General features: G+C 39.6%; 25 protein-coding genes. 21 read left to right on the top strand and 4 right to left on the bottom strand.

Annotated elements, in window-relative coordinates; genetic code table 11:
* Positions 1–13: 13 nt before the first annotated feature.
* The 3 genes from BMY21_RS09385 to era all read right to left on the bottom strand — a co-directional run bounded on the left by BMY21_RS09385 (position 14) and on the right by era (position 2665).
* A complete protein-coding gene (locus BMY21_RS09385; protein ID WP_074643277.1) occupies positions 14–256 on the bottom strand; it encodes a TIGR03905 family TSCPD domain-containing protein in 243 nt (80 codons plus the stop codon).
* Positions 257–344: 88 nt separating this feature from the next.
* A complete protein-coding gene (locus BMY21_RS09380; RefSeq protein ID WP_074643274.1) occupies positions 345–1742 on the bottom strand; it encodes an HD-GYP domain-containing protein in 1398 nt (465 codons plus the stop codon).
* A 38-nt stretch (positions 1743–1780) separates the two neighbouring features.
* Positions 1781–2665: a GTPase Era gene (gene era, locus BMY21_RS09375; RefSeq protein ID WP_074643560.1), complete on the bottom strand. Its 885-nt coding sequence runs from the start codon at positions 2663–2665 to the stop codon at positions 1781–1783.
* Between the two features lie 217 nt (positions 2666–2882).
* On the opposite strand from era, the gene BMY21_RS09370 reads away from it, so the two are divergent.
* From BMY21_RS09370 to BMY21_RS09290, 18 genes are all read left to right on the top strand, one after another.
* Positions 2883–3941, top strand: a complete 1059-nt coding sequence (locus BMY21_RS09370) for an alpha/beta hydrolase (RefSeq protein WP_074643271.1) — start codon at positions 2883–2885, stop codon at positions 3939–3941.
* 48 nt (positions 3942–3989) lie between these two features.
* A complete protein-coding gene (gene glgX, locus BMY21_RS09365; protein ID WP_074643267.1) occupies positions 3990–6125 on the top strand; it encodes a glycogen debranching protein GlgX in 2136 nt (711 codons plus the stop codon).
* 21 nt (positions 6126–6146) lie between these two features.
* Complete coding sequence (locus BMY21_RS09360; RefSeq protein ID WP_074643265.1) at positions 6147–8594, top strand: glycogen/starch/alpha-glucan phosphorylase; 2448 nt, start codon at positions 6147–6149, stop codon at positions 8592–8594.
* 128 nt (positions 8595–8722) lie between these two features.
* Positions 8723–9631 (top strand): DMT family transporter, encoded by a 909-nt coding sequence (locus tag BMY21_RS09355; protein WP_074643263.1) that lies wholly within the window; start codon positions 8723–8725, stop codon positions 9629–9631.
* Positions 9632–9662: 31 nt separating this feature from the next.
* Positions 9663–10460, top strand: a complete 798-nt coding sequence (locus BMY21_RS09350) for a competence protein CoiA (protein ID WP_074643261.1) — start codon at positions 9663–9665, stop codon at positions 10458–10460.
* 51 nt (positions 10461–10511) lie between these two features.
* Positions 10512–11291 (top strand): transporter substrate-binding domain-containing protein, encoded by a 780-nt coding sequence (locus BMY21_RS09345; RefSeq protein ID WP_074643259.1) that lies wholly within the window; start codon positions 10512–10514, stop codon positions 11289–11291.
* A gap of 221 nt (positions 11292–11512) precedes the next feature.
* Positions 11513–12136 (top strand): amino acid ABC transporter permease, encoded by a 624-nt coding sequence (locus tag BMY21_RS09340; RefSeq protein WP_256210357.1) that lies wholly within the window; start codon positions 11513–11515, stop codon positions 12134–12136.
* Entirely contained in the window at positions 12123–12845 is a 723-nt protein-coding gene (locus BMY21_RS09335; RefSeq protein WP_074643256.1) for an amino acid ABC transporter ATP-binding protein, read from the top strand. The genes BMY21_RS09340 and BMY21_RS09335 overlap by 14 nt, the downstream gene beginning before the upstream one ends.
* Positions 12846–13220: 375 nt before the next feature.
* Complete coding sequence (locus tag BMY21_RS09330; protein ID WP_074643254.1) at positions 13221–14861, top strand: NAD(P)/FAD-dependent oxidoreductase; 1641 nt, start codon at positions 13221–13223, stop codon at positions 14859–14861.
* Between the two features lie 66 nt (positions 14862–14927).
* Positions 14928–15695, top strand: coding sequence for a helix-turn-helix transcriptional regulator (locus tag BMY21_RS09325; RefSeq protein WP_074643251.1), 768 nt, complete (start codon positions 14928–14930; stop codon positions 15693–15695).
* Between the two features lie 45 nt (positions 15696–15740).
* Positions 15741–16235, top strand: coding sequence for a 5-(carboxyamino)imidazole ribonucleotide mutase (purE, locus tag BMY21_RS09320; RefSeq protein ID WP_074643249.1), 495 nt, complete (start codon positions 15741–15743; stop codon positions 16233–16235).
* Between the two features lie 30 nt (positions 16236–16265).
* On the top strand, positions 16266–16385 hold the full coding sequence (locus tag BMY21_RS16155; protein WP_218141047.1) for a four helix bundle protein: 120 nt from the start codon (positions 16266–16268) through the stop codon (positions 16383–16385).
* Positions 16386–16631 (top strand): four helix bundle protein, encoded by a 246-nt coding sequence (locus BMY21_RS09315; RefSeq protein ID WP_218141046.1) that lies wholly within the window; start codon positions 16386–16388, stop codon positions 16629–16631. It begins immediately after the preceding gene.
* 46 nt (positions 16632–16677) lie between these two features.
* Positions 16678–17772 carry a phosphoribosylformylglycinamidine cyclo-ligase gene (purM, locus tag BMY21_RS09310; protein WP_074643247.1) on the top strand — a complete coding sequence of 365 codons (1095 nt, stop codon included), beginning with the start codon at positions 16678–16680 and terminating at the stop codon, positions 17770–17772.
* A 111-nt stretch (positions 17773–17883) separates the two neighbouring features.
* Entirely contained in the window at positions 17884–18525 is a 642-nt protein-coding gene (gene purN, locus BMY21_RS09305; RefSeq protein ID WP_074643243.1) for a phosphoribosylglycinamide formyltransferase, read from the top strand.
* 81 nt (positions 18526–18606) lie between these two features.
* Entirely contained in the window at positions 18607–19107 is a 501-nt protein-coding gene (locus BMY21_RS09300; protein ID WP_074643240.1) for a DUF2147 domain-containing protein, read from the top strand.
* Between the two features lie 8 nt (positions 19108–19115).
* Positions 19116–19673, top strand: coding sequence for a glycosyl-4,4'-diaponeurosporenoate acyltransferase CrtO family protein (locus BMY21_RS09295; RefSeq protein ID WP_074643237.1), 558 nt, complete (start codon positions 19116–19118; stop codon positions 19671–19673).
* A complete protein-coding gene (locus BMY21_RS09290) occupies positions 19670–20155 on the top strand; it encodes a dihydrofolate reductase (protein ID WP_074643235.1) in 486 nt (161 codons plus the stop codon). Before BMY21_RS09295 ends, BMY21_RS09290 begins: the two co-directional genes overlap by 4 nt.
* A gap of 36 nt (positions 20156–20191) precedes the next feature.
* Here BMY21_RS09290 and galT read toward each other — a convergent pair whose 3' ends face one another.
* Positions 20192–21712: a UDP-glucose--hexose-1-phosphate uridylyltransferase gene (gene galT, locus BMY21_RS09285; protein WP_074643232.1), complete on the bottom strand. Its 1521-nt coding sequence runs from the start codon at positions 21710–21712 to the stop codon at positions 20192–20194.
* 101 nt (positions 21713–21813) lie between these two features.
* Between galT and BMY21_RS09280 the strand changes: the two genes are divergently transcribed.
* From BMY21_RS09280 to BMY21_RS09270, 3 genes are read left to right on the top strand one after another with little or no spacing between them, the layout of a single operon-like run.
* Positions 21814–22773 (top strand): D-2-hydroxyacid dehydrogenase, encoded by a 960-nt coding sequence (locus BMY21_RS09280; protein ID WP_074643229.1) that lies wholly within the window; start codon positions 21814–21816, stop codon positions 22771–22773.
* Positions 22774–22777: 4 nt separating this feature from the next.
* Positions 22778–23785: a glycoside hydrolase family 43 protein gene (locus BMY21_RS09275; RefSeq protein WP_074643226.1), complete on the top strand. Its 1008-nt coding sequence runs from the start codon at positions 22778–22780 to the stop codon at positions 23783–23785.
* A 13-nt stretch (positions 23786–23798) separates the two neighbouring features.
* Positions 23799–25124, top strand: a complete 1326-nt coding sequence (locus BMY21_RS09270) for an MATE family efflux transporter (RefSeq protein ID WP_074643223.1) — start codon at positions 23799–23801, stop codon at positions 25122–25124.
* The last annotated feature ends 64 nt before the right edge of the window (positions 25125–25188 follow it).

Here is a 25188-nt window from a genome sequence, read left to right as displayed (position 1 = left end):
AATTATTATCAGATTATGCCTGTTCAACAGCTTTTGCCAGCTGATCAGCGCAGCTTGTGCTCTTAAAACCGCAGGTGTTGCCCTTAAGTTTTGCAACAATCTCTTCGGCTGTCATGCCGTCGCAGAGCTTGGAAATTGCCTTAAGGTTGCCGTTACAGCCGCCTTCGAAACTGATGTTTGTGATTGTGCCGTCATCGTTCTTTGTAAAAGTAATAGAGCGTGCACAAACGCCCTGAGTCTTATAAGTTGTTTCCATATAATATAGATAATATAATGAAAAGGGGAGGATTTAACAAGAACGGTCTCTGAACGTATCTTTTCGATTTTTGAGCGGAATTGAAGGTTTATATTTCTTCCAGTTCGTCGAGTTCTGCCATATTGTCTAAATCGTCTGAATCTTTGTCTTGAGCCGCTTCATCTATAAGTGAATCTGCCATAAATTCCGTGTTATCAAAAATATAATCACTATGACGCGCAAGTACATGACTGAAGTCTACACAGAGAACCTTATAAAGATATTGCTGCTCGCTTACAATGGTATCAAAATCTTCCAGAACAAATTTTGAAATAGCAGGATCCAGCTCACCAGCTTCTGTCATTTTTGTGATTATCGATTTTGTTTTATCTGTGGAGAACTCGGCTTTATAACTGCGGCTGTCATTAAGTGCACTTGTAATGTCTGCAACTGTAAGTATTCTTTGGATAAGATTCAGTTTATCACCGGTAAGATGCTGCGGGTATCCTGTTCCGTTCAGCTTTTCGTGATGGCGGTAAACGTTTTCAATAATCTGTTCTGGCGCATGTCCGGAAAGAATCCTTTTTGAATGATTTACATGATGCTTCATAATGTCCATATCTTCCGGGGAAAGCTTTCCTGGGAATTCCAGAATACGCTGAGGTGTTGCAATTTTTCCAATGTCATGAAGAATTGCACTGCAGTAAAGTTCCGAAAGTTCTTCCGGATTAAGTTTCATTCTCTTTCCCAGAGAGAGGGCATAGCACGAAGTGTTTATTGCATGACTTACTGTATATGTGCTTTTAAAATCCAGAAAATAAATCAAAAGTTTTTCGAGCATTTCTGAATCTTTTTTTTCAAATGTAATTGTGTTCAGATAATCTGATAATTCATCAACAAAGTTATCATCTTTTACTGCTTCAACAAGAACATTATCTCTATTTGCAATATTAAAGGCTCTCACATATTCAGTATCAAAATAGCCTGGGGCAATCTCGTTAATATTTTCCGGTAAGTATTCATCTCCATGATGATAAAGATAGGCACTTATTCTTGCGCACAGATAAATGATAGCTTTATATTTTTCCTGATAAAGGAAATGCTTCATGTCCTCGTTAAATGGCTGTGTAAAATTTTCAAGGGCAAGAGCATCGTCGCCAAGCGGAGTCATGTATTTTAGATAGTAACATGAAAAAACGTATTTACTTGTGATTTGTTTTTCTTCTGAGAAAAAATCAATATTAGTGTCGTGAGGATTGTAGCCGAAAATAGTGTCTTCTCTGAAATATCCGAGAGTGTGATATAAGGCAAGTACAACTATATTTCTGGTATTAAGACGATTATCGTTAATAGTTTCAGTGAGTTTCCAGGCCAGATAAGCTGTTCTGAGACTGTGGAAAGTAATATTCTTGTTTATACTTCCCAACATCTTTAGAGATATATGAATTATCTGAGCTGGTGTTAGAATCTGTGTTAAAGAATCTAAACTCTCTTGAATATGACTCATCCTACTCCATTATCGGCAAATGGCTACATAAAAGTGAATTACGGAATCAAGCGGTTAAGTGTGTAGTCTCGTTGCCTCCAGTTTTTATCTACTTTGACCTGTAAATCAAGGTCAATTTTCTGAATATAAATTTCGCTGAGTTTTCGCACAGCAGCAGTTCTGATTTCTTTGATTTTTGAAGCGCCTTTTCCGATTACGATTCCCTTCTGGCTTTCGCGTTCAACACAGAGGAAGGCGCGGATCCATAATTTCTTTCCTTCGTTGCGGTGCTCAATATCTGCAACTTCAACATAAACTGCATGAGGAATTTCATCCTGAAGACGGTTGATTGCCTCTCCACGGATTATTTCACAGACACGGAAAGTAAGATCCTGGTCGGTGTAAAGCTCTTCATCATAAACTGGCTCTCCTTCCGGAGAAATATCATAAAGTGCTTTCAGGACTTCATTTATACCAGTATCTTTTTCGGCCGACATTTCAAAAATACGGTTGCCTGGAATATTTGGCAGCTGTTCACTTACAAACTGACGTACTGGAAGTGGGCGGCTGGCTGGTAAATCACACTTGTTGATTGCAACAACAACCTTCGACTGCAAGGCTTTGAGAAGGGCAGCAGTTTTCGCCTCTTCTTCACCAGGGGCGCGGGTAGAGTCAATTACATAAAGTACACAGTCAATTCCTTCGAGCTGGCTTTCTGTAACGTTTCTAAGACGAAGGTTTAGTTTCTTTTCTGAATCATGATAGCCAGGTGTATCAATAAAAATCAGCTGGCCGAAAGAAGTATTTACAATACCTTTAATTGCGTTTCGGGTTGTCTGCGGAATAGGAGAAACAATACTTACAGGTTCCTGGCAGGCAGTGTTGAGAAAGGTAGATTTTCCGGCACTAGGGCGTCCTATGATTGCCACAACAGCAGTGCGCAGAGGTGCGTTATTTTCGTTTGATTTGATTTCTTCGTGATTCTCAGTATTCATATAGTAATAGATTATAACAGTTGAATTGTCAGAGGGCAACTGTACTTTTCTTATTGTATTTTTTTTTATATTTTTTTTAATTTTAGTGACAGATTTTGCTTGTTAAAGAGTTTGAATAATATTATAAAAAAACATTTAATTTTTTTGCTTGCTAAGTGAGGTTATTATGAAAAAAGCATCTAAAAAAATCTTAAACATTTTAAAATGGTTTTTAATTATTCTTTGCACTCTTATCGTCAGTTTTTCAGTTGTACGTTTTGTAGGTCGAAAAATCAATGCGAAAATTCCTAAGGGAGGAATTAATCAGGAGCTTTATGTTGATATAAACGGCAGTAAACAGTGGATAAGTATTTATGGTCAGAATAAGGCTAACCCTGTACTTCTTTATCTGCATGGTGGACCAGGCTCTGCTACTAGTCCTTATGATTATGCCTTTACAAGAAAATGGTCTGATATTTATACAGTCGTAACCTGGGATCAGCGAAACTGTGGAAAAAGTTTTACTTCAGATCAGAATAGTCTTGAGCTTACTCATGATATTTTTATGCAGGATGGGCTTGAGATGACACAGTTCATTCTGGATTATCTTGGAAAAGAAAAACTTACTCTGCTGGGACATTCCTGGGGAACACTCTTTGGTGCAAATCTGGCTCTTGCATATCCTGAATATTATGATTGCTATATAGGAACAGGCCAGGTGGTTGATTTGGATGAAAATGAAAAAGCCTTTGTTGAGGCTGCTTATAAATGGGCTTATGGTGATAGTTCCAGCAGTAAATATCTTGAAATGCTCAGTAGTGGTACAGATTCTCGTGAATATCTTCTTGCCCGTCAGGCGCTTATGAAAAAGTACGGTTATGATATGTTTGCCAAGGGAAGAGATTACAATATGGTCGCTGCAATAATTTTTAATCCGTATTATTCGATTTCAGATATTATTGGAGCCGTGCAGTATTATGGAACAGGCTTTGCCGTTTATGAACGTTTCTGGAGTTCTGCTGAAATCAATAAGTTCTCATTAAAAGATAAGCTGGAATATGAAATTCCTTACTACAATATAAATGGAGACAGAGATTATCAGGCTAATTATATTCAGGCACAGGAATATTTTGATAAGCTGAAGGCTCCTGCAAAAAGAATATTTATAATGAAAGGAGAAACTCACGGACTTCTGGAAGCTCATTCAAAAGAATTTTCCGATATTATTCATGAAATTGCCAGATAATAAATCAAACTAGAATTTCTAATATAACTGTGTTAAAATATTAGAACTATGACTGATATAAAGGTTCATAACGGAAAGCCTATGGGCTTTGGCGCGGTGCTTACGGAGGGCGGTGTTAATTTTTCTATTTATAGCCGCGATGCAACCAAGGTGAGCCTTGTGCTTTTTGAAAATGAATACGACCAGAAGCCGTCGAAAACTGTGGATTTTGATCCGCATGATAATCGTACCGGCGATGTATGGCACATATATATAGAAGGACTTGGGGCAGGAACGCTTTATCTTTATAAAGTTGATGGACCTTATATTCCTCCAAAAGGACTTCGTTTTAATTCCAATAAATATCTTTTCGATCCTTATGCAAAAGCCTTTACTTCAGGTTCAGTATTCCGTTCGTATAACAAACAATGGAAACAGGGCTTTGAAGGAAATATCGGCGGAGAACTTCAGGATCTTTCTGATTTTCCGAAATGTGTTGTAGTAAAAGATGATGCTTTTGACTGGGAAGGTGACCGCCCGTTAAACAGACCTCTTGAGCATACTGTAATTTATGAAACCCACGTAAAGGGATTTACTGCTTCAGAAACTTCTGGAGTTCCTCGGGAAATTGCGGGTACATACCGCGGATTTGAGGAAAAAGTTGAGTATCTGAAGTCTCTTGGAATTACCGCCGTAGAGTTTCTTCCTGTTTTTGAATTTGATGAAAATGAAAACGCTAATACAAATCCACGAACCGGGGAGTTGCTTGTAAATTACTGGGGCTACAGTACAATCGGATTCTTTGCCCCAAAAACAAGCTATTCTGCAGACCGAAGTCCAGGTGGACCTGTACGTGAGTTCAAGCAGATGGTGAAAACTCTGCATAAAGCCGGAATTGAAGTAATTCTTGATGTAGTTTACAACCATACAGCAGAGGGAAACGAGCGCGGTTATACCTTTGAGTTCCGCGGACTTCAAAACGATGTTTATTATTCGCTTCCTGCAACAGATCAGAATTATTACATGAATTTCAGTGGCTGCGGAAACAGTATGAACTGTAATAATCCTGTTACAGCACAGTTTATTTTAGACAGCCTGCGTTACTGGGTTCTGGAAATGCATGTAGACGGTTTCCGTTTTGATCTTGCTTCTATATTAACCCGTGCGCAGAACGGAGCTCCTATTTCCAATGAGCTGCCCCTGCTTACAGCTGCTATAAATGATGATCCTGTTCTGGCTAAAACCAAAATAATTGCTGAACCTTGGGATTGTGCAGGCTTGTATCAGCTTGGCGGATTCCCCGGTGGACGGAATAACCGCTGGAGTGAATGGAATGGCCGGTTCCGTGATGATATGAGACGGTTCCTTCGTGGTGATGAGCATCTTTCTACTGCCGCAGCTACCCGTATAAGCGGAAGTTCAGACTGTTATAATCATGATGGCCGCTCACCGCTTTCTTCCATTAATTTTATTACTGCACATGATGGTTTTACGCTCAATGACCTTGTAAGTTATAACGGAAAACATAATGAAGAAAACGGTGAATGCAACCGTGACGGTTCTGATGATAATTTCAGCTATAACAATGGTTTTGAAGGGGAGTGTACCAATCCAAAAATTGAACAGTCCCGCCTTAGAACCATCAAAAACTTTTTGATTTACCTGATGGTTTCGCAGGGAGTTCCAATGCTGCTCGGTGGTGATGAAATCCGCCGTACCCAGCAGGGAAATAACAATGCATACTGTCAGGATAATGAACTCAGCTGGTTTAACTGGAATCTTGCAGATAAAAATAAAGGTCTTTTGCGGTTTACTTCCAGACTTATAGAAATGCGCCGTGCTCATAATATTTTCAGCCGTGTAAAATTCTTCAGAGATACTTATGAGACGGGTGCAATTCCAGAAATATCATGGTATGATATAAATGCAAAGGTACCAGACTGGGCAAAAATGAACCGGTTCCTTGCGTTTAAGCTGGATGGTCTTGAAGTTGACAATGATTTTTACGTTGCAACTAATCTTGATCAGTATGACCTTACAATTACATTACCGACATTACCAGGAAACAAAAAATGGCACCGCGTTGCGGACACCGCATTTGAAAGTCCTGATGATATATTAGAAAGAGGAAACGAGGAGCTTTTGACTGAGCAGAGAAGGTATGTTTTGATATCAGGAGCTACTGTAGTTTTAATGAGTAAATAGATTTCCGGAGGTTTATTTATTATGGAATTCAACAAAGAAGAGTTTAAGGCGAATCTTTCAGCAAGACTTCGCCGTCAGTACGGAAAGGATATTTCACAGGCAAATAAGCACGACCTTTTTGATGCGGTTTCTGCTTCTGCGCTCGAATTGATTATGCCTAACTGGATGGCAACCCGCAACGAGTATGATAAAAAGCCTACAAAACAGCTTTATTATCTTTCAGCTGAGTTTTTAATGGGACGTGCTCTCAGTAATAACCTCATTAACTGCGGTATCAAAGAATCTGTAAACGAAGTTCTTAAAGAAATGAATATAGACTTCAACATGATTGAAGATGAAGAACCTGATGCAGGTCTTGGAAACGGTGGTCTTGGCCGCCTTGCAGCCTGCTTCCTCGATTCTCTTGCAACCCTGGACTACCCTGGACACGGATACGGAATCCGCTATGAATACGGTATGTTCGAGCAGCGCATTGAAGACGGCTATCAGGTTGAATATCCTGATAACTGGCTGCAGCACCGCGACCCTTGGGAAATCAAACGTTCTGACCTTGCAGTAACTGTAAAGTTCGGCGGAAACATTGCTTACGGAAAAACTCCGGACGGACAGCCACGCTTCTTTATTGAAAACGCAGAGGAAGTAACAGCTACTCCTTATGATATGCCAATCATTGGTTATGATACAAAGACTGTAAACACCCTCCGCCTCTGGCAGGCATCAAGCCCTAACGGATTTGATCTTCAGCTTTTCAACAACATGGATTACAACCGTGCCGTAGAGCGCCAGAACAGCGCAGAGAATATTAGCCGCGTTTTGTATCCAAACGATAACGGCCCAAGCGGAAAGGCTCTCCGCCTTAAGCAGCAGTACTTCTTCTCTTCTGCTTCACTTCAGGACCTTGTTCGCCATTATGTTGGTGACCACGGAACAGACTTCTCTAAGTTTGCTGAGCTCCACGTAATTCAGCTCAACGATACACACCCTGTAGTTGCAATTCCTGAACTTATGCGTATTTTGATTGATGAATACAATGTAAGCTGGGATGAAGCATGGGATGTAGTAACACATACATTCGCTTATACAAACCACACAATTCTTGCAGAAGCTCTTGAGAAGTGGCCAATCGAAATCTTCCAGGGACTTCTTCCACGTGTATATCAGATTGTTGAGGAAATCAACCGCCGTCTCGTAATTGAACTGCGCCAGAAGTTCCCTAATGATTACTACAAGCACGAGCACATGGCAATCATCCATAACAACATGGTTTATATGGCATGGATGGCAATTCACGCCTGCTTCAGCGTAAACGGTGTTGCAGAACTCCATACAGAGCTTTTGAAGACTGCTGAGCTTAAAGACTGGTATACACTTTATCCAGAGAAGTTCAATAACAAGACAAACGGTATTACACAGCGTCGCTGGCTCTTGAATGCTAACCCTAAGCTTGCAGCTTTCATTACAGAAAGAATCGGTCACGGCTGGGAAAAAGAATTGTCTAAGCTTAAGGATCTTGAAAAATATATTGATGATGATGCTTCAATCAACGAACTCATCAAAATCAAGACAGAAAACAAGCAGGCTCTTGCAGATTACCTCAAGCACGCTCAGAATGAGTTCCTTGACCCTGAAAGTATTTTTGATGTTCAGGTTAAGCGTCTCCATGAATACAAGCGTCAGCTTTTGAACATTCTTCATGTAATGTACATCTACAACCGCCTTGTTGAAGATCCAGATTATAACCCTCCTGCACGTACATTTATCTTTGGTGCAAAGGCTGCTTCCGGTTACCGCCGTGCAAAGTCTATCATCAAACTGATTAACACAGTTGCAGAGCGAATCAACAACGACCGCCGTGTCCGCGGAAAGATCCGTGTTGTATTCGTAGAAAACTACCGCGTTTCTGTTGCAGAAAAAATCTTCCCTGCTGCAGATGTTTCAGAGCAGATTTCTACTGCCGGACTCGAAGCTTCAGGAACTTCAAACATGAAGTTCATGCTCAACGGTGCCCTAACTTTGGGAACTATGGATGGTGCAAACATCGAGATTTTCGAAGAAGCTGGAAAAGAAAACGGCTTTGTATTCGGTCTTTTGACAGAAGAAATTAAGAAGATGGAAGCAGAGCACTCATACAATCCACAGGAATATCTCGACTGCAATCCTGCTCTTGCTAAAGTTGTTGAACAGCTTGTTGACGGAACTTATGATCCGACACATCAGCTTTTCAAGGAACTTCACGACTCTCTCGTATACGGTGTAGAAGGTCAGCGCCCAGATGTTTACTATGTTCTCGCAGACTTCGATTCATACTGCAAGGCAAAGGAAAAAATTGCCGCAGCATATGGCGATAAGAAGCAGTGGGCTAAGATGGCATTGAAGAACATAGCCAACGCCGGTAAGTTCTCAAGCGACCGTACAATTGAAGATTACGTTCGCGATATCTGGCACTTGAAGAAGGTTGAAGTAAAGTAAGCTTTTTTCAGAAATTCTAAGTCTTAAAAACACACAGACTGTGGGACCCGCAGTCTGTGCGTTTTTTTGAACCGAAATTTTATATAGTTGTCTTGACTCCAACCTTCTTTAATTAGTACATTTCACACATGAATAAAAAACTTGTATCTCTGCTTGCCAGTGCCGGCCTTCTGCTTACCGCCGCTATCTGGGGATTCGCATTTGTCGTTGTAAAGGATAGTCTTGATTATATTGGTTCGTTTTATATGGTGGCAATTCGATTTTCGATTGCGGCTGTGGGAATGGGACTCATTTTCTTTAAGAAACTTAAACTGATAGATAAAAAACATCTTTTGAAAGGAGCCGTCACAGGATTCTTTCTTTTTATGGGCTATCTTGTGCAGACTATCGGCTGCTTTTATACAACTGCCGGTAAGAATGCATTTCTGACAACTGTTTATGTAATTTTGATTCCAATTATCAGCTGGCCGCTTTATAAAAAACGTCCGGCAATTTTTGTTTTTATTGCGGCTGCCATGTCTATGACGGGAATTGGACTTCTTGCTCTTGGTGGAAATGATTTTGCAGGAGGAGGCGCGGGGAGTGGTTTTAACCGCGGTGATGTGCTTACTCTTATCTGCGGGCTTTTTTATGCGCTGCATATTCTGTGGACAGAAAAATGTAACAGGGAAGGTTGTGATGTAATCATCATAACAATGCTGCAGTTTTTCTTTGCTGCTGTTTTCGGGTGGATTTCTGCACCGATAGCAGACGGACCTTTTCCTCTGGTAGTATTGAATAATTCTAAAGTTATAGTTTCAATGCTGTACCTCGGTCTTTTAAGTTCAATGCTTTGTTTCAGCCTGCAGAATATTGGATTAAAATATGTTCAGTCATCACTGGCATCTTTATTTTTAGGTTTTGAATCAGTATTTGGAATCTTTTTCAGTACATTGTTTCTTCATGAAGCATTTACACCCAGGATGTTTGCTGGATGCTTCTTGATTTTTATTGCAGTAATTCTTGCGGAGAACGGAAATAAACTTTTTAACCGATAATTAAAGAAAAAATATTAGGAGGAATGCTCTTATGTTAGTTGCTTTAACGTCGGTTAACGAAAGAAAGGTTTCTTTTGAAACTTCTAAAAACGAAGGTCCGTTTTTCTGTCCTTGCTGTAAAAAAGAAGTTGGCTTAAGAAAGGGGTACAAAAAGGTTCATCATTTTTACCACATCAGCGACAATCCAGACTGTCCGATTCCTAAAGAATCAGAAATTCATTTAAGAATTAAAAAAGAAATGTATGAGCATTTTAACAAACTTAGAAATTGCAGAAAGTGTGAGCTGGAACGAAATCTGGGTGATGTACGCCCTGATATTTCCTTGTATATTGATGATACTCCGGTTGCTATTGAAATTCAAAAGTCAGACATTAGTTGTGATTTAATACGCCAGAGAATGCAAAGGTATAGTCATCTTGGAATTTATGTATTATGGGTTTTGCCTGAATTATTAATACATGAGAAAGCGAATTCCTGGGGAGAAATCAAAAAGTATCATAATCTGAAAGATTGGGAAAAATTTCTTCATGTAATGTATAATGAGCGGCTTTATTACTGGAATGGTGGAACTAACGTTGATGCTGTTCATTTTGAGCCTGCACGTCTGTTTCATGATGGTGATGAATACGGTGATTCATACTGGTATCATGCAAAGAAAAGAATGGTACCTGATTATCTGGAGAAACAGCTGTGTGTTGAAGATAATTTTACTTATTCACAATGCAGAGCGGGTAGTGTAAAGGTTTCTACCGGATATGAGAAAATTCCACAGTGCCGTATCTTTATTGATACTACACCGGAATGGTGGCTGGATGATAATGATGCATAAATATTGAATATATATGCATAAAATTGTATATTTATAAATCGAGGTGTTTATATGAAGAAAATTACTATTGTATGTGCAGCTCTCGCTGCAGCTCTTGCATTTGCAGGATGCTCTAAATCAAAGGTAGAAATAAATTCTGTTGCAGATCTTGCAGGAAGAAAAATTGGTGTTCAGGCTGGTACAACAGGTGAAGCCTGGGTACAGGATAATGTTGCTGGTGCAAACATTGCATCTTTCAAAACAGGAATGGATGCAGCTCTTGATCTTAAGAATCGTGCAATTGATGCAGTAGTTCTTGATGAACTTCCAGCAAAGGCAATTGTTGACCGCAATCCAGATCTTAAGATTATTCGTGATAAGGTATTTGCTGATAATAAGGAAGCTTATGCTATTGCTGTAAAAAAGGACAATGTAGATCTTCTTACTGTCATCAATAAGACAATTTCTGATATGAAGGCAAATGGTGAGTACGAGAAACTCGTAAATGCATTTATGCCTGTTGATGGAAATATTGTGATTCCTGCAAATGAAGGTTCTTCTGGAAATTCTATTGTAAAACTCGGAACAAATGCAGCTTTCCCTCCATTTGAATATGTTGAAGGAAAGAATATTGTTGGTTTTGATATCACAATGGGACAGAAAATTGCAAAGAATGCCGGAATGAAGCTTGAAGTTGTAGATATGGCATTCGACAGTCTTATTCCAGCTCTTCAGTCTGGAACAATTGACTTCATTGCTGCTGGTATGTCTGTAAATGAAGAGCGCAAAAAGAACGTTGATTTCTCTGAGACTTATTTTGAGTCTGAGCAGGTAATTATCGTAAGAAAATAAGCCTAAAATGATACGTAGGCTACGATGATGTCAAGACACGCTTTGCTTAAAGCCTTGACATCATCGTTTTCCAGGTTGAAATAAATTTTCAACCTGAAATCAGAGGCAGGCTGTGCCTGCCGACTTTTACATTCCCGCAGTAAATTGCGGGAATATTTATTTTTTAAAGGAATTATATGATTCAATCTTTTATTGACACAATGATTTCGGGGCAGAGGTACATGCTGATTGTGGAAGGTTTGGGAATTACACTTCTCATAGCCTTTTGTGCAATCATAATTGGAACTGTAATTGGCTTCCTCCTTGCTCTGATGAAGGTTTCTGGAAATAAGATTCTTAAGGCTGTTGCAGAGGTGTATACTACTGTTCTTCGTGGAATTCCTCTTGCGACACAGCTTATGATCTTTTATTTTGTAATTTTTGCTCCATTGGGATTAAACAGACTTCTTGTTGCAATTCTTGCTTATGGTTTTAACTCCGGTGCGTATTGTACAGAAATCTTCCGTGCAGGAATTCAGGGAATTGACCCGGGCCAGACAGAAGCCGGCCGTTCACTTGGTTTGAGCAAGTGGCAGACAGTCTTTAAGATTGTTCTTCCTCAGGCTGTAAAGGCTGTGCTTCCAACTTATACGAGTGAGTTTATTGTTTTAATAAAAGAGACTTCTGTTGCAAGCTTTATTGCTGTAATGGATATGACAAAAGCCGGAGATATGATTCGAAATGCTACTTACAATGCCTGGATTCCGCTTTTAACCTGTGCGGCAATTTATCTTGTCCTTACTGTAGGACTTACAAAGCTTTTCGGCATGCTCGAAAAAAGGATGGCAAAAAGTGATAGAAGTTAAAAACCTTAAAATCAGCTTTGGAAAGCTGAATGTATTAAAAGATGTATCAATTAAAATTGAAAAAGGCGAAAAAATAGTAATTATCGGACCTTCTGGTTCTGGAAAGAGTACATTTCTCCGCTGCTTAAACAGACTTGAGACTCCTGATGGAGGCCAGATTCTGTTTGAGGGCAATGATTTAACAGATCCAAAGACAAATCTTGATCTTTGCCGCCAGAAAATGGGGATGGTTTTCCAGCATTTTAATCTTTTTCCTCATCTTACTGTTTTGCAGAATATCACTCTTGCACCAGTAACTCTTAAGCTTAAAACTCCAGAAGAAGCTGAAAAAGAGGCTATGGAACTGCTTGAAAGAATCGGTTTGCCAGATAAAGCTAATGTATATCCTTCTACTTTGAGTGGTGGGCAGAAGCAGCGAATTGCTATTGTTCGTTCCCTTGCAATGCATCCTGATGTAATGCTCTTTGATGAGCCAACTTCAGCTCTCGATCCTGAAATGGTAGGTGAAGTACTTGAAGTTATGAAGGATCTTGCACGAGATGGAATGACAATGGTTGTTGTAACTCATGAAATGGGCTTTGCACGAGAGGTTGCAGATCGCGTTCTGTTTATGAACGAAGGTTATATTGAAGAAGAAGGCAGTCCGGATGACCTTTTTCAGCACCCGAAAAGTGAACGTTTACAGCAGTTTTTTAAATCTATCCTGTAAAAAATAATCTTTTTTTATACAAAAAATCAGCACACAAACAGCACAAATTGAATGACCACAGTAATATTACAGGTAACTGTGGTTATTTTTTGTATAACCATGGTTAAATATCAAAAAAAGTTATTGACGACTGGTTATTTTCGCTGTATGTTATAAACATAAATTAAAGTTACATTAAAGTTAAAAAGTATGAGATTAAGAAAGTTACAAATGAAAAGACAATTAGCATTATCCTTATACAGAAGCGTTGCTAAGAAGAGAGTTTATTCGGAGAACCGGTTTATCATCGGTGAGAGAGTTCTTGGACTGTAAGTTTGGAGAGTCTACAGTCTAAGAACTTTTTTTTTGTCTAAAAATACTTTATAATTCCCAATAATGGTTAAAGAAATCTCAATTACAGTTGAAGCCAAGGAAGAAAAGAATCTTTCGCTTCATGACAGTCTTATCCGCAGGGAACTCAAGAAAAATAATATAAAAGAAGCTCAGTTTGAAAAGGTTTTTGTAAAGAAATCTATTGATGCACGACATGGGCAGTTGAAGCTGCATTTGCGTTATAAGATTTATATTGGTGAAAAGCCGGAATCTGCAGGTGAATGGAAACCAGCCTGGAAATCTTGCAGTGGAGCAGATGAAAAGCATACGGTAATTATAGTAGGAGCAGGCCCGGCAGGACTTTTTGGTGCACTTAAGCTTCTGGAAAGCGGCATAAAACCAGTTATAATTGAGCGCGGCTGTGAGACCCGCCAGCGAAAAAAGGATATTGCTTTAATAAGTACTCGAGATGTTGTAAATGCGGATTCAAATTACTGCTTTGGCGAGGGCGGGGCGGGTACTTTCTCAGACGGAAAATTATATACGCGCAGTAATAAGCGCGGAGACATCAGTTCTATATTGAAAATCTTTCATTATTTTGGCGCGGACGAAAAGATTCTGACCGACGCTCACCCGCATATAGGAACTGACCGGCTCCCACAGGTAATAAATGCTATGCGCGATAAGATTATTGAGCTGGGCGGTGAGTTTCACTTTAATGAGCGTGTAACAGATCTGATTACTGAAAATGATAAAGAAGCCCGCGGTGAGGTAGAAAGAAAACTGCGCGTATGCGGCGTTGAAACCCAAAATGTAATTACTGGAGAAAAGAGTGATTTTCATGGGACTGCGGTACTTCTTGCAACGGGACATTCCGCTTCTGATATTTATGAAATGCTTGCCCGTGTTGCCCCTGCTTCTCTGGAATCAAAGACTTTTGCTGCTGGTGTTCGTGTAGAGCATCCTAGAACTCTGATTGATTCAATTCAGTATCACGGGCGGGGGGCGGATGCAGGCCTTGGCGCTGCTGAATACAGAGTTACTACTCAGGTTGATGGACGCGGAGTATATTCCTTCTGTATGTGTCCGGGCGGATTTGTTGTTCCTTCAAGTTCTGGCCCTGATGAAATTGTTGTAAACGGCATGTCGGCTGCAGCCCGTAATTCCAAGTGGTCAAATGCAGCTATTGTTGTTGAGATTCGTCCGGAGGATATTCCTGCAGAATTTATGCAGGCTGCAGAAAATGCCGGCTGTCCTCAACTGGCCGGATTATTCTTCCGCCGTGAAATTGAACAGCTTGCGTTTAAAAATGGAAACGGCCAGGCTGCTCCTGCTCAGCGCCTCACTGATTTTCTTGCCGGCCGAAAATCTTCAGATTTACCTGTTTCAAGCTATACTCCGGGTATTGTTTCTTCTGAGCTTGGCTGCTGGCTGCCTGCTCACATAAGCGAACGCTTAAAAAAGGGCTTTGTACAGATAGATCAGAATATGCATGGCTTTATATGTAAGGATGCTTTGATGCTTGCTGCTGAAACCCGTACAAGTACGCCTGTGAGAATCCTCAGGGAAAAAGAAAGCTATGAATGTACTGAAATTTCCGGCCTTTATCCTGCAGGTGAGGGCTCCGGCTACTCGGGTGGTATTGTTTCCAGCGCTATGGATGGCGAAAATGCCTGTAGTCATATTGCGTCTAGGGTAAAATAACCAAGGTTATTTTTTAATAACATTTAGTTATTGGTAAATTTATTTTTTTATGTTATAATTAAAAACATGAATAGTAACAGAATCAGCTCGGAGAGGGTTGTTGCTGTTGTCGGTTTATTTTTCCTACTTATTGCAGCTATTACAAGTCTTTTTTTTAACGGTGACCCAAAATCAATTATTGAGAAGGTCGCTGATACTAATATTGTGATTCCAGTTGTACATTTTCTTTGTGTAGGTCTCACAATCATACATATTATCCGTCCTAATTCGTATCTCATGCTTGCTATTCTCCTGATTGAAAGCGAGCTTACAATTTTAACTCATTATGAAGAGTTGGGAATTTTCTTTTTCTATGCAGCTATTATCTTTATGTTATGTACAGATTTTCTGGCTGAGAAATCAAAGAAACCTATCTGGATACTTTTTGTAATTCATTTCATTACTCTGTGTCTTACTTATACTCATGGTATTAAAGCTATGCTTATAGATATTGGATACTCAGTTTTCTGTTATTCTTTTTATCTATGGATTTATTCTATTCTGAAAGCAAAGTTTTCTTGTCTGATTCCAAAGAATGTCCGTGAGAATAATACTATCATTGGTAAGCCAGCTGGTTCGGTTATAAAGCTTTCTGATTATAATCTTAATGAACGTCAGCGAACTTATCTGATGGAACATATTCACAACAAGCTAAGCTATAAAGAAATAGGCGAAAAATATTTTGTAAGTCTTTCAACTGTAAAAAAGATTTTTGCAGATATTTTCAAAATCTTTAATGTGTCGAACATTGAAGAATTGCGCCTGCTTCTCCTTCAGTACCAGGTCGAAGAATAGTTCGTCGTGCTTGTGACGAATCTCTTTTTATGATATAACTCTGATATGAAAGTTGCGATTTTTTTCGGTTCTAAGTCCGACAAGGACACCATGAAAAAGGCTGCCGATATTCTTTCTGAGTTCGGCGTGGAATACAAGGCATTTATCATTTCTGCCCATCGTGCCGGGGCTTTACTTAAGCAGACAGTTGAACAGGTTGAAAAAGAAGGCTTTGAGGTAATCATTGCCGGTGCAGGTCTTGCTGCAGCTCTTCCTGGAGTTATTGCAGGTGAAACTACTTTGCCTGTTATCGGTGTTCCGCTTGAGTGTGTTTCTGACAAATCAAATGGTCTTGGCGGTATGGATGCACTCTTGTCTATCGTACAGATGCCTCCTCAGATTCCGGTTGCAACTGTTGGTATTAACAACGCAAAGAATGCGGGATATCTTGCTGTTCAGATTTTGTCTATCAAGTATCCTGAACTTAAAGAAAAGTTAGTTTCATTCAGAAAGAAACTGGCTGATGACGCTGCCTCAACAGGGCTGGATGTCAGGTTCTAGGTTTTAGGTGCTAGGTTCTAGGGATTATCAATGGGAATCGAGAGTCATAAAGATTTAGTAGTCTGGCAAAAGTCTATGGATTTAGTAGAGATGATTTATAGACTTATCAAGAAACTCCCTGGTGACGAACGTTATTCCTTGTGTGATTAAATGCGACGTTCTGCTGTATCAATCCCTAGTAATATTGCAGAAGGAAAATCTAGAAATTCAATAAAAGAATATAAACAGTTTGTTGGTATAGCAAAAGGTTCTGCAGCAGAGTTAGAAACTCAATTATTAATCTGTGAAAGAATCGGCTATTTGGAAAAAGAAGAATTAAGTGAAGTTATGGGACTTTTAGATGAAGTTTCTAAGATGCTGGCTAAATTAAATAATGCCCTGGCACCTAGAACCTAAAACCTATAACCTATAAAAGCGACTGAAAGGAGCATAGGAGCAAAACATGGCAAACTACAAAGAGTCTGGTGTTGACGTAGAAGAAGGTTACCGAGCGGTAGATAAGTACAAGGAACAGGTAAAGAGAACTGTTGTTCCAGGGCTTTTGACAGGGCTTGGAAGTTTTAACGGTATGTTCGAAGTGCCTAAGGGAATTAAGAATCCTGTTATGGTAAGCGGAACTGATGGTGTTGGAACTAAGCTTGATGTTGCTTTCCAGATGAAGAAGTATGACACTGTTGGTATTGACTGTGTTGCCATGAGCGTAAACGATATTTTGTGTTCTGGTGTTCAGACTCTTTTCTTCCTTGATTATGTTGCCTGCGGAAAGCTTGATGCTGATGTTGCTGCTGAACTTGTAAAGGGTGTTGCAGACGGTTGTGTTGATACTGGTTGTGCTCTTCTTGGTGGTGAGACTGCTGAAATGCCTGGCTTCTATGATGTTGGTAAATATGACCTTGCCGGCTTTGGTGTTGGCGTTGGTGAGAAAAAAGATATGATTACTGGTGAGGATATCCGCGAAGGTGATGTTCTTATTGGTCTTTCTTCTACAGGTGTTCATTCTAACGGTTTCAGCCTTGTTCGCAAACTTGTTCCAAATGTAAATGATCCATTTGTTGTAAATGGAACTGATACTGGTAAGACTATTGGTGAAGTTCTTCTTACACCTACACGTATTTATGTTAAGCCTGTTATGGAAGTTCTCGGAAAATACCGCAAGGCTATCCATGGTATGGTTCACGTAACTGGCGGCGGATTCTTTGAAAATATTCCACGTATGTATCCAAAGGCTAAGGAAGGAAAGAAGCAGTTGATTTCTGTTATTAAGCGTGCTTCATGGGATATTCCTCCTGTATTTGGTGAATTGATTCGCCGTGGTGCTGATTTTGATAACGTTTACAATACTTTCAATATGGGTATTGGTTTTGTTCTTGCTGTTTCTGCAAAAGAGGCTGATGCTGTTCTTGAAATGTTCAATGCTAATGCTCACAAATATCACAAGGATTACTGTCCTGATATGAAGGCTTACAAGATTGGCCGTGTAGAATATGCTAAGGGCGAAGTAAACAGCCAGAAAGATGCTGTTTTGTTCGAAGATTAGGCTACAATCGAAGAACCGTTAAAAAACGAGCTGCGACAGCGGGTCGTTTTAGGTTCATCGAGAAAAATGCCTCAGGTGCGAGACTTGCGAGCACCATTTTGGAATGTGTATATGAAAGTATTAAAGACAGCTGTTTTAGTTAGTGGTGGCGGTACAAACCTTCAGGCTTTGATTGATTATCAGATTGCGCAGGGCGACTCTTGTCCTTATGAGATTGTCTGTGTAATTTCTGATTCTAAAAAGGCTTTTGCTCTGGAGCGTGCTGCCAAGGCTGGAATTCCTTCTGCAATCTGTTCTCCTTACGCTGTAATGGGCGAAGAGGTTGCTAAGGCTAGTGACCGCGATACTAAGCGTCTTGCTGTTTCAAACGCTATGCTGGAGGCTTGTGAAAAATACGGAGCTGAGGCTATTGTTGAAGCAGGCTGTCTTACTGTTCTTGCCGGTGACATTCTTAAAAAATACGAAAACAGAATTATAAATCTTCATCCGGCTCTGCTGCCAAAATTTGGTGGAGTCGGAATGTTTGGTCATCACGTTCATGAGGCTGTTATTGCTGCCGGTGAAAAAGAAAGCGGCTGTACTATTCATATTGCTGATGGTGGATGTGATACCGGAAAAATACTTATTCAGAAAAAAGTTCCAGTTATGCCTGACGATACTCCTGATACACTTTATGCTCGTATTGCTCCTAAAGAGCACGAGGCAATTGTTGAAGGACTTTGTATGCTTGCCGAAATGACTTTGCAGAAATAGGCCTGGAATCAGTTGCCCGTAAGAAAAACCTATGTTAAAATCTACTATTATCTATATACTCATTTTATAGGAGACGATGAGATGAAAAAAATCATTGCTTTATTTACAGCTGTTCTTCTTTTGGGAACTATGTGTTTTGCAGCAGATCCTGCTGAAGGTTTCTGGGTTAGTTATGATGAAAAGACTAATCAGGCAACTGCAGGCTGGCAGATCTGGGAGCAGGGTGGAAAACTCAATGGAAAGATTCTTTCTGTTGCTGATTTGCCACAAGATGTAATTGCCGATGGTGGAAAGGGTAAACATTACGACAACTTTATGAATAATGTTGATGTTGGAACTTTGCGTACTGTTGGAACTACCTGGATTTGGGATTTGTCAAAGGATGCTGCCGGTAAGTGGTCTGGCGGATATATTATTGATCCGGGTGATGGAAAACGATATAAGTGTCGAATTACTTATCACGGTGCAGATGGAAAGAAATACAAGGTAGATACTTTGGAAATGCGCGGTGAGGTTGGACCTTTTGGGCGTAGTCAGTTCTGGAAAAAAGCCAGTGAAGCTGAAGCTGGCGGACTAAGATAGGAATTAGTATGCCTGAAAATCCAGTAAAAAAAGTAGAGACAATAATTATTTCATCACTTATTTTGATTGTAATTGTATGCGGTATCTTTTGCTTTGCTTTGGGATACCGCCGTTTTTACTTCCTGTTTGTTACATTTCTGATGGTGCTTTATCACATTCTCATGCGGGCTTCTGTTCCAAGAGTTTTGAGTATTGTGCATAGAGGACCATTTAATCCTGATAATCTCTGGTTCCGTACAAAATCCTTTGAAAAAGCAATTTATAAGTTTTTCCAGGTAAAAAAATGGAAGGACAGTTTAATTACTTATGAGCCGGAATCTTTTTCTTTAAGAACAAGTTCTCCAGAGAGAATCCTTCAATCAATGTGTATTGCTGAAACAATTCATTTTTCTTTGATTTGTGGTTCGCTAATATATATTCTTTTTGGATTTATTTTCGGTAAACTATGGATTTTTGTTCTTACAGGAACTATTTCTATTATTTTTGAGTGCAGATTTATTATGGCTCAAAGATATAATCGGCCAAGAGTTAAAGAACTTATTCGAAAAAGATCAATAAGAAAATGACAGGTTTAATTGTTGCGCGCTCTATCAATAATGTAATTGGAAAAAATGGTATGATTCCCTGGCAAATAGAAGGGGAGAAAAAACAGTTTAAAGAACTTACCACTGGTAATGTTGTTGTAATGGGGCGCAAAACCTACGAAGAAATCGGACATCCTCTGCCAAATCGAAAAACAATTGTTGTATCAAAAACAAAGATCTTTGAAGGAGATGGACTAACTACCGTTAGTTCGTTAAAAGAAGCGCTTGAACTTGCTGCAGGTCAGAAAGTTTTTATTGCCGGTGGTTATGGTGTGTATAAAGAAGCTTTGCCTTTTGTTGATGTTATGTACATAACTGAAGTTCAGCTGGTGGTTGAAGATGGAGATGTTTTCTTTCCTGATTTTAATGCTGATGATTTTGAAAAAACAGTTGGTGAAACTTCTGGTGATAAAATAAAATACACCAGAGTTATATATACCAGAAAAAAACAGGCAAAGGCTTAGCCGTTTAGTTATCGGCCGTTGCCTTTGCCATTTTAATTACAAAATTGCGATAAATCTTTCAAAGGCTTTGAGGCCTTCTTCATTACATTTGTAAACACCGGCGTGTTCCAGTACCTTACTGAAAACAATTCCGGTTTCTTTTTTCAGAATATCGATTGTTTCTTCTTCTGATTTTCCTGTGAACGAACCGTACTTTTCTTTTAGTTCATTTGTCCAGTCGGCATGCTTTCCAAGAACTTCATCTTTACTGATATCCTTGTTCTGAATCATAGCCTGTGCAAGGTCTTTGAATTCTGTCTTAAGGCGGCCCGGAAGAATTGCGAGTCCCATTACTTCAATCAGACCAATGTTTTCTTTTTTGATGTGATGAAGTTCTGCATGAGGATGATATACACCAAGCGGATGTTCTTCTGTTGTGATATTGTTGCGGAGTACTAAGTCCATTTCGTACAGGTCACCGCGGCGGCGTACAATAGGATTGAGTGTATTGTGCTTTTCGCCGTCTGTTTCTGCGAAAATAAAAGCTGCTTCGTCTGTATAATTTCGCCATGTCTTGAGTACATGGTCTGCAAGTTCAACAAGGCGGTTTTTATCTGCGCTCTTAATGCGGAGAACAGACATCGGCCATTTTACTATTCCAGCTTCTACATCTTCAAAACCTTTAATTGTAATCTGCTTGAGAATTGGAGCTTTTGCCATCGGGAAGTTATAAGCACCTCCCTGGAAATGATCGTGTGTAAGAATTGAACCGCCTACAATTGGAAGGTCTGCGTTGCTTCCGAGGGTGTAGTGAGGGAATTGTGTTGTAAAATCAAGAAGGCGTTCAAAAGTCTTTCTTGAAATACACATTGGAGAGTGTTCCTGATTAAAAACAATACAGTGCTCGTTGTAATATACGTATGGAGAATACTGGAAGCCCCATGCTTCTCCAGCAAGTTCGAGCGGAATGATTCTGTGATTGTTGCGCGCCGGATGATTTAAGCGGCCTGCATAGCCTTCATTTTCCTTACAGAGAAGACAGCTTGGATAGCCGACTGTTTTTGCATTCTTTGCAGCTGCAATTGCCTTTGGATCTTTTTCTGGTTTTGAAAGATTTATGGTGATATCCATATCGCCATATTCAGTTTTGCTGATCCATTTTACGTCGCGGCAGATTCTGTAGCGGCGGATGTAATCTGTGTCCTGGCTGAATTTATAGAACCAGTCTGTTGCTTCCTTTGGAGATTTTTTATAAAGTTCGTTGAATTTTGCTCTGATGTTTGATGGTCTGTCTGTCATTATAGACATGAGCTTTGTGTCAAAAAGGTCGCGGGCTGCAATGCCATCTCCCTGAGTGAGGGTATGTTCAACTGCATAATCAAGAAGATTTTTTAGGATATCTTCCAGGTCTGAAATCTCTACTTCAGGGATTTCGGCTGCCTGTTCGGGAGTTTCAAAACCGTCGATGTTGAGGGCAGCAAGGAGCTGGTTTTTTACAAAAATCACATCTTCTTTTTCTATAAGACCGCTTTTAAGTCCGTATGCGGCAAGTCTGTTGATATTATTTATAACACTCATAGTGATAGTAATACTATCACAAGATATGACTAAATGCAAATTTTATTATTGTAAATTCAAACTGCTAGGAGTTTTTATAAAATTATTATAATATGTTTCAAATGAAAATTCTTGTAATCAATAATATGCTTGAACAAAAGCATCTGGACCTTATAAAAAATACAGCTGTGACTCTTGGTCACGAAGTTTTCTTTTATACTGCTGAAGCAGAAATTCCTCAAAGTAATTTTGATGCTGATATTATCTATGGTTTTGCACCTTCAATTGTAAAGACAAGCAAAAATCTGAAATGGCTTTGTGTGCCTTGGGCTGGTGTAGATTCCCTTATGGCACCCGGCTATTTTGCAAATGAGGACTGTCTTCTTACAAATGCGGCGGGTGCATATGGTGTTTCGATTGCAGAACACATGATTGCCGTTTCTCTTGTTATGATGAGACGTCTGAATGAATTTATGGAAGAAACACGGGCAGGGGAATGGAAGTCTCCGCGTGAGCAGAGGTCTCTGAAAGACTGCAGAATTACAGTTCTTGGAACAGGTGATATCGGAACAACCTTTGCAAAACGAGTGCGAGCTTTTGAGCCTGCTTCAATTATTGGTGTATGCCGCAGCGGAAAAAGCAGCGAAACTGTTTACGATAAAGTCTTTCCTGTTAGTGAACTTGATTCAGTTTTGTCAGAGACAGATCTTCTTGCAATGAGTCTTCCGGCAACTGCAGAAACCCGTGGTATTCTTTCCCGAGAGAGAATCGCCATGCTTCCAGAGGGAGCTTATGTTGTAAATGTTGGACGAGGTTCAGCAATAGATGAAGATGCTCTTGCAGATGCATTTGAATCTGGTCATCTTGCCGGAGCTGCCCTTGATGTATTCCAGACAGAGCCGCTTCCAAAAGACAACCGTTTGTGGAAAATCAAAAATCTTTTGATTACTCCACATGTGGCTGGAAATATGACACTTCCATATACGAGAGATAAGAATGTTCAGATGTTCTGTGAAGATCTCAAGAACTTTACAAAAGGGGAGCCTCTGCATTATCTCGTGGACAGAAAACTTGGATATTAATTAAATGAAGAAAACTATAATTTTTGCTGCGATGCTGTGTTTGACGACACTGGCAGCAGCTCAAAAATCAGGTGTAAAAAAAATGAGCGAAGAAAAAAACTTTCACAAAAATCCGATTATCAAAGATATTTATACAGCGGATCCAGCCCCTATGGTTTATGGAGATACACTTTATCTTTATACAACACATGATGAAGATAAACTTGTAAACGATTTTTACACAATGTATGACTGGCGCTGTTTTTCAACAAAAGACATGGTGAACTGGACTGACCACGGAAAGATTTTTTCTCTTGACGATATTGAATGGGCAGATGACAGAGCATGGGCACCTCAGGCAATTGAAAGAAACGGAAAGTTCTATCTTTACTGTCCGGTTCATAAGAAGAATGGCGGTATGGCAATTGCAGTAGGAGTTTCAGACAGTCCTGTTGGTCCTTTCAAAGATATTGGACAGCCTCTTGTAGATGAGGGAGACTGGAACGATATTGATCCGACTGTATTCATTGATGATGACGGTCAGGCATATCTGTATTTTGGAAATCCTGAACTTCGTTATGTTCTTTTGAATGAAGATATGATTTCTTATAATAAAAAAATTGGTGTAATGAAAATTCCGATGACAGAAAAATCTTTTGCAAAGGGAAGCCATAATACAGGTACAACTTATGGCGAAGGTCCATGGTTCTATAAACGAAATGGCCTTTACTATATGGTTTATGCTGCTTTTGCAGAAGGCGAAAAACGTAATGAGCATCTGGCTTATTCAACTGCTAAGACTGCCCGTGGTCCTTGGGAGTACGGTGGAGTTCTGATGGAAGAAGGCCCTTGTTTTACAAATCATCCTGGTATTGCAGATTTTAAGGGACACTCTTATCTGTTCTATCATACAGATGAACTACCGGGCGGTAGTTTGTTCCATCGCAGTGTCTGTGTTGCGGAATTTAAATACAACGATGATGGTTCGATCACAACAATCAATATGTGTGATGGAGTAAGCGCGATAAAATAAACTGGAGTAATTAATGCTTTTTAAAGCTGAGTATAAAAATAAACTTATAAAGATTTTCGTTCCAATCATGTTGAGCAATCTGATCGCACAGGTTCAGATGTTCATAGACAGAATCTTTTTGGGACGAATGGATATTCTGTATATGAGTGCAGTTGGTAATGCAACTGCTCCTATGTGGACTACGATGTCTTTCGTTTTCTCTATGGCTATGGGTGCCTCAATTCTTATAAGCCAGTCTGTTGGTGAAAAAGATATTGAAAAAGCAAAAGACTATGCTGCTTCAATGATTAAGCTTCATAATGTAATTCCAGTGCTGTTGTTTTTGTTCTGGACATTCTGCAGTCCTCTTGTTTTTAGGTTGATGGGTGTTTCAGAAAATGTAATGAAACCCTGCGTTACTTATACAAGAATTTATGCGCCTGTATATCTGATTATCGGGCTCTGGGCTTCTTATAGTGTTGTGTTCCAGACTTCAAATTATACAAAGCCGCTGGTCGCTTATGGTATAATACGCTCTGTTCTGAATATTATTCTGGATTATCTTTTGATTTTCGGAAAGTTCGGCTTCCCTAGAATGGAAATTGCCGGTGCGGCTCTTGGAACTACAATTGCGGAATATGTTGGTGCAATTTATCTTTTGTACATAACAATTTCTAAAAAGGATAAATTCTTTACGAGTCCCGGGCTTAAAAGAATTCTTGGTGCAAAAATAAGACCTTATTTTGAATCCATTAAACTTGGTATTCCTACTGCCTGTGAAGATCTGCTCTGGAATGTCGGAAATCTTTGTATAATCCGCATTCTTAATACAATTAACGAAAAGGCTGCGGGAATTTATTCTATGGTATTTACTGTAGAGATTCTTTTTGTTGTGGTAATTGGAGCTATTGGAAGCGGAACTTTAACATTGTCAGGTGAAGCTACTGGAGCAAAGGACCTTAAACTTTACAAGGCTGTTGTTAAGACCTCGGTAAAATGGGCATTCCTCGTTGCTGCATTTGCGTTGATTTTTGTTTCAATTTTCCCACGGCTCACACTGAGCTTGTTTACTACGGACAAAGACGTAATTGAGATGTCGGTTATCTACATCATAATGGTTGCAGCAAACCTCTTTGGAAAATCAGGCAACATAATTGTCGGAAACGGAATCCGCGGTTATGGAGACACAAAGTGGATGCTTTTCACTCAGATAGTGGGAACTATCGGAGTTGTAAGCCTTGCTGCACTTTGTGTATTTGTATTCAAGCTGGGAATGCTCGGTGTCTTTGTTGCAGTTTTGTGCGATGAAGGATTACGTGCTGTAATTAACTACATCAGATACCGAAGAATAAAGTTTTAGTTGAAATAACACTTCGTGTTCATTTTTTGACATTTCGTGACTCATGATGGATTCTTCAGCGAAA

The sequence above is a fragment of the Treponema bryantii genome, from assembly GCF_900111035.1.
Classification (GTDB): Bacteria; Spirochaetota; Spirochaetia; order Treponematales; family Treponemataceae; genus Treponema_D; species Treponema_D bryantii_C.
Note: the sequence above shows the minus strand (reverse complement) of the source record. Positions and strands in the feature narration are given on the sequence as shown.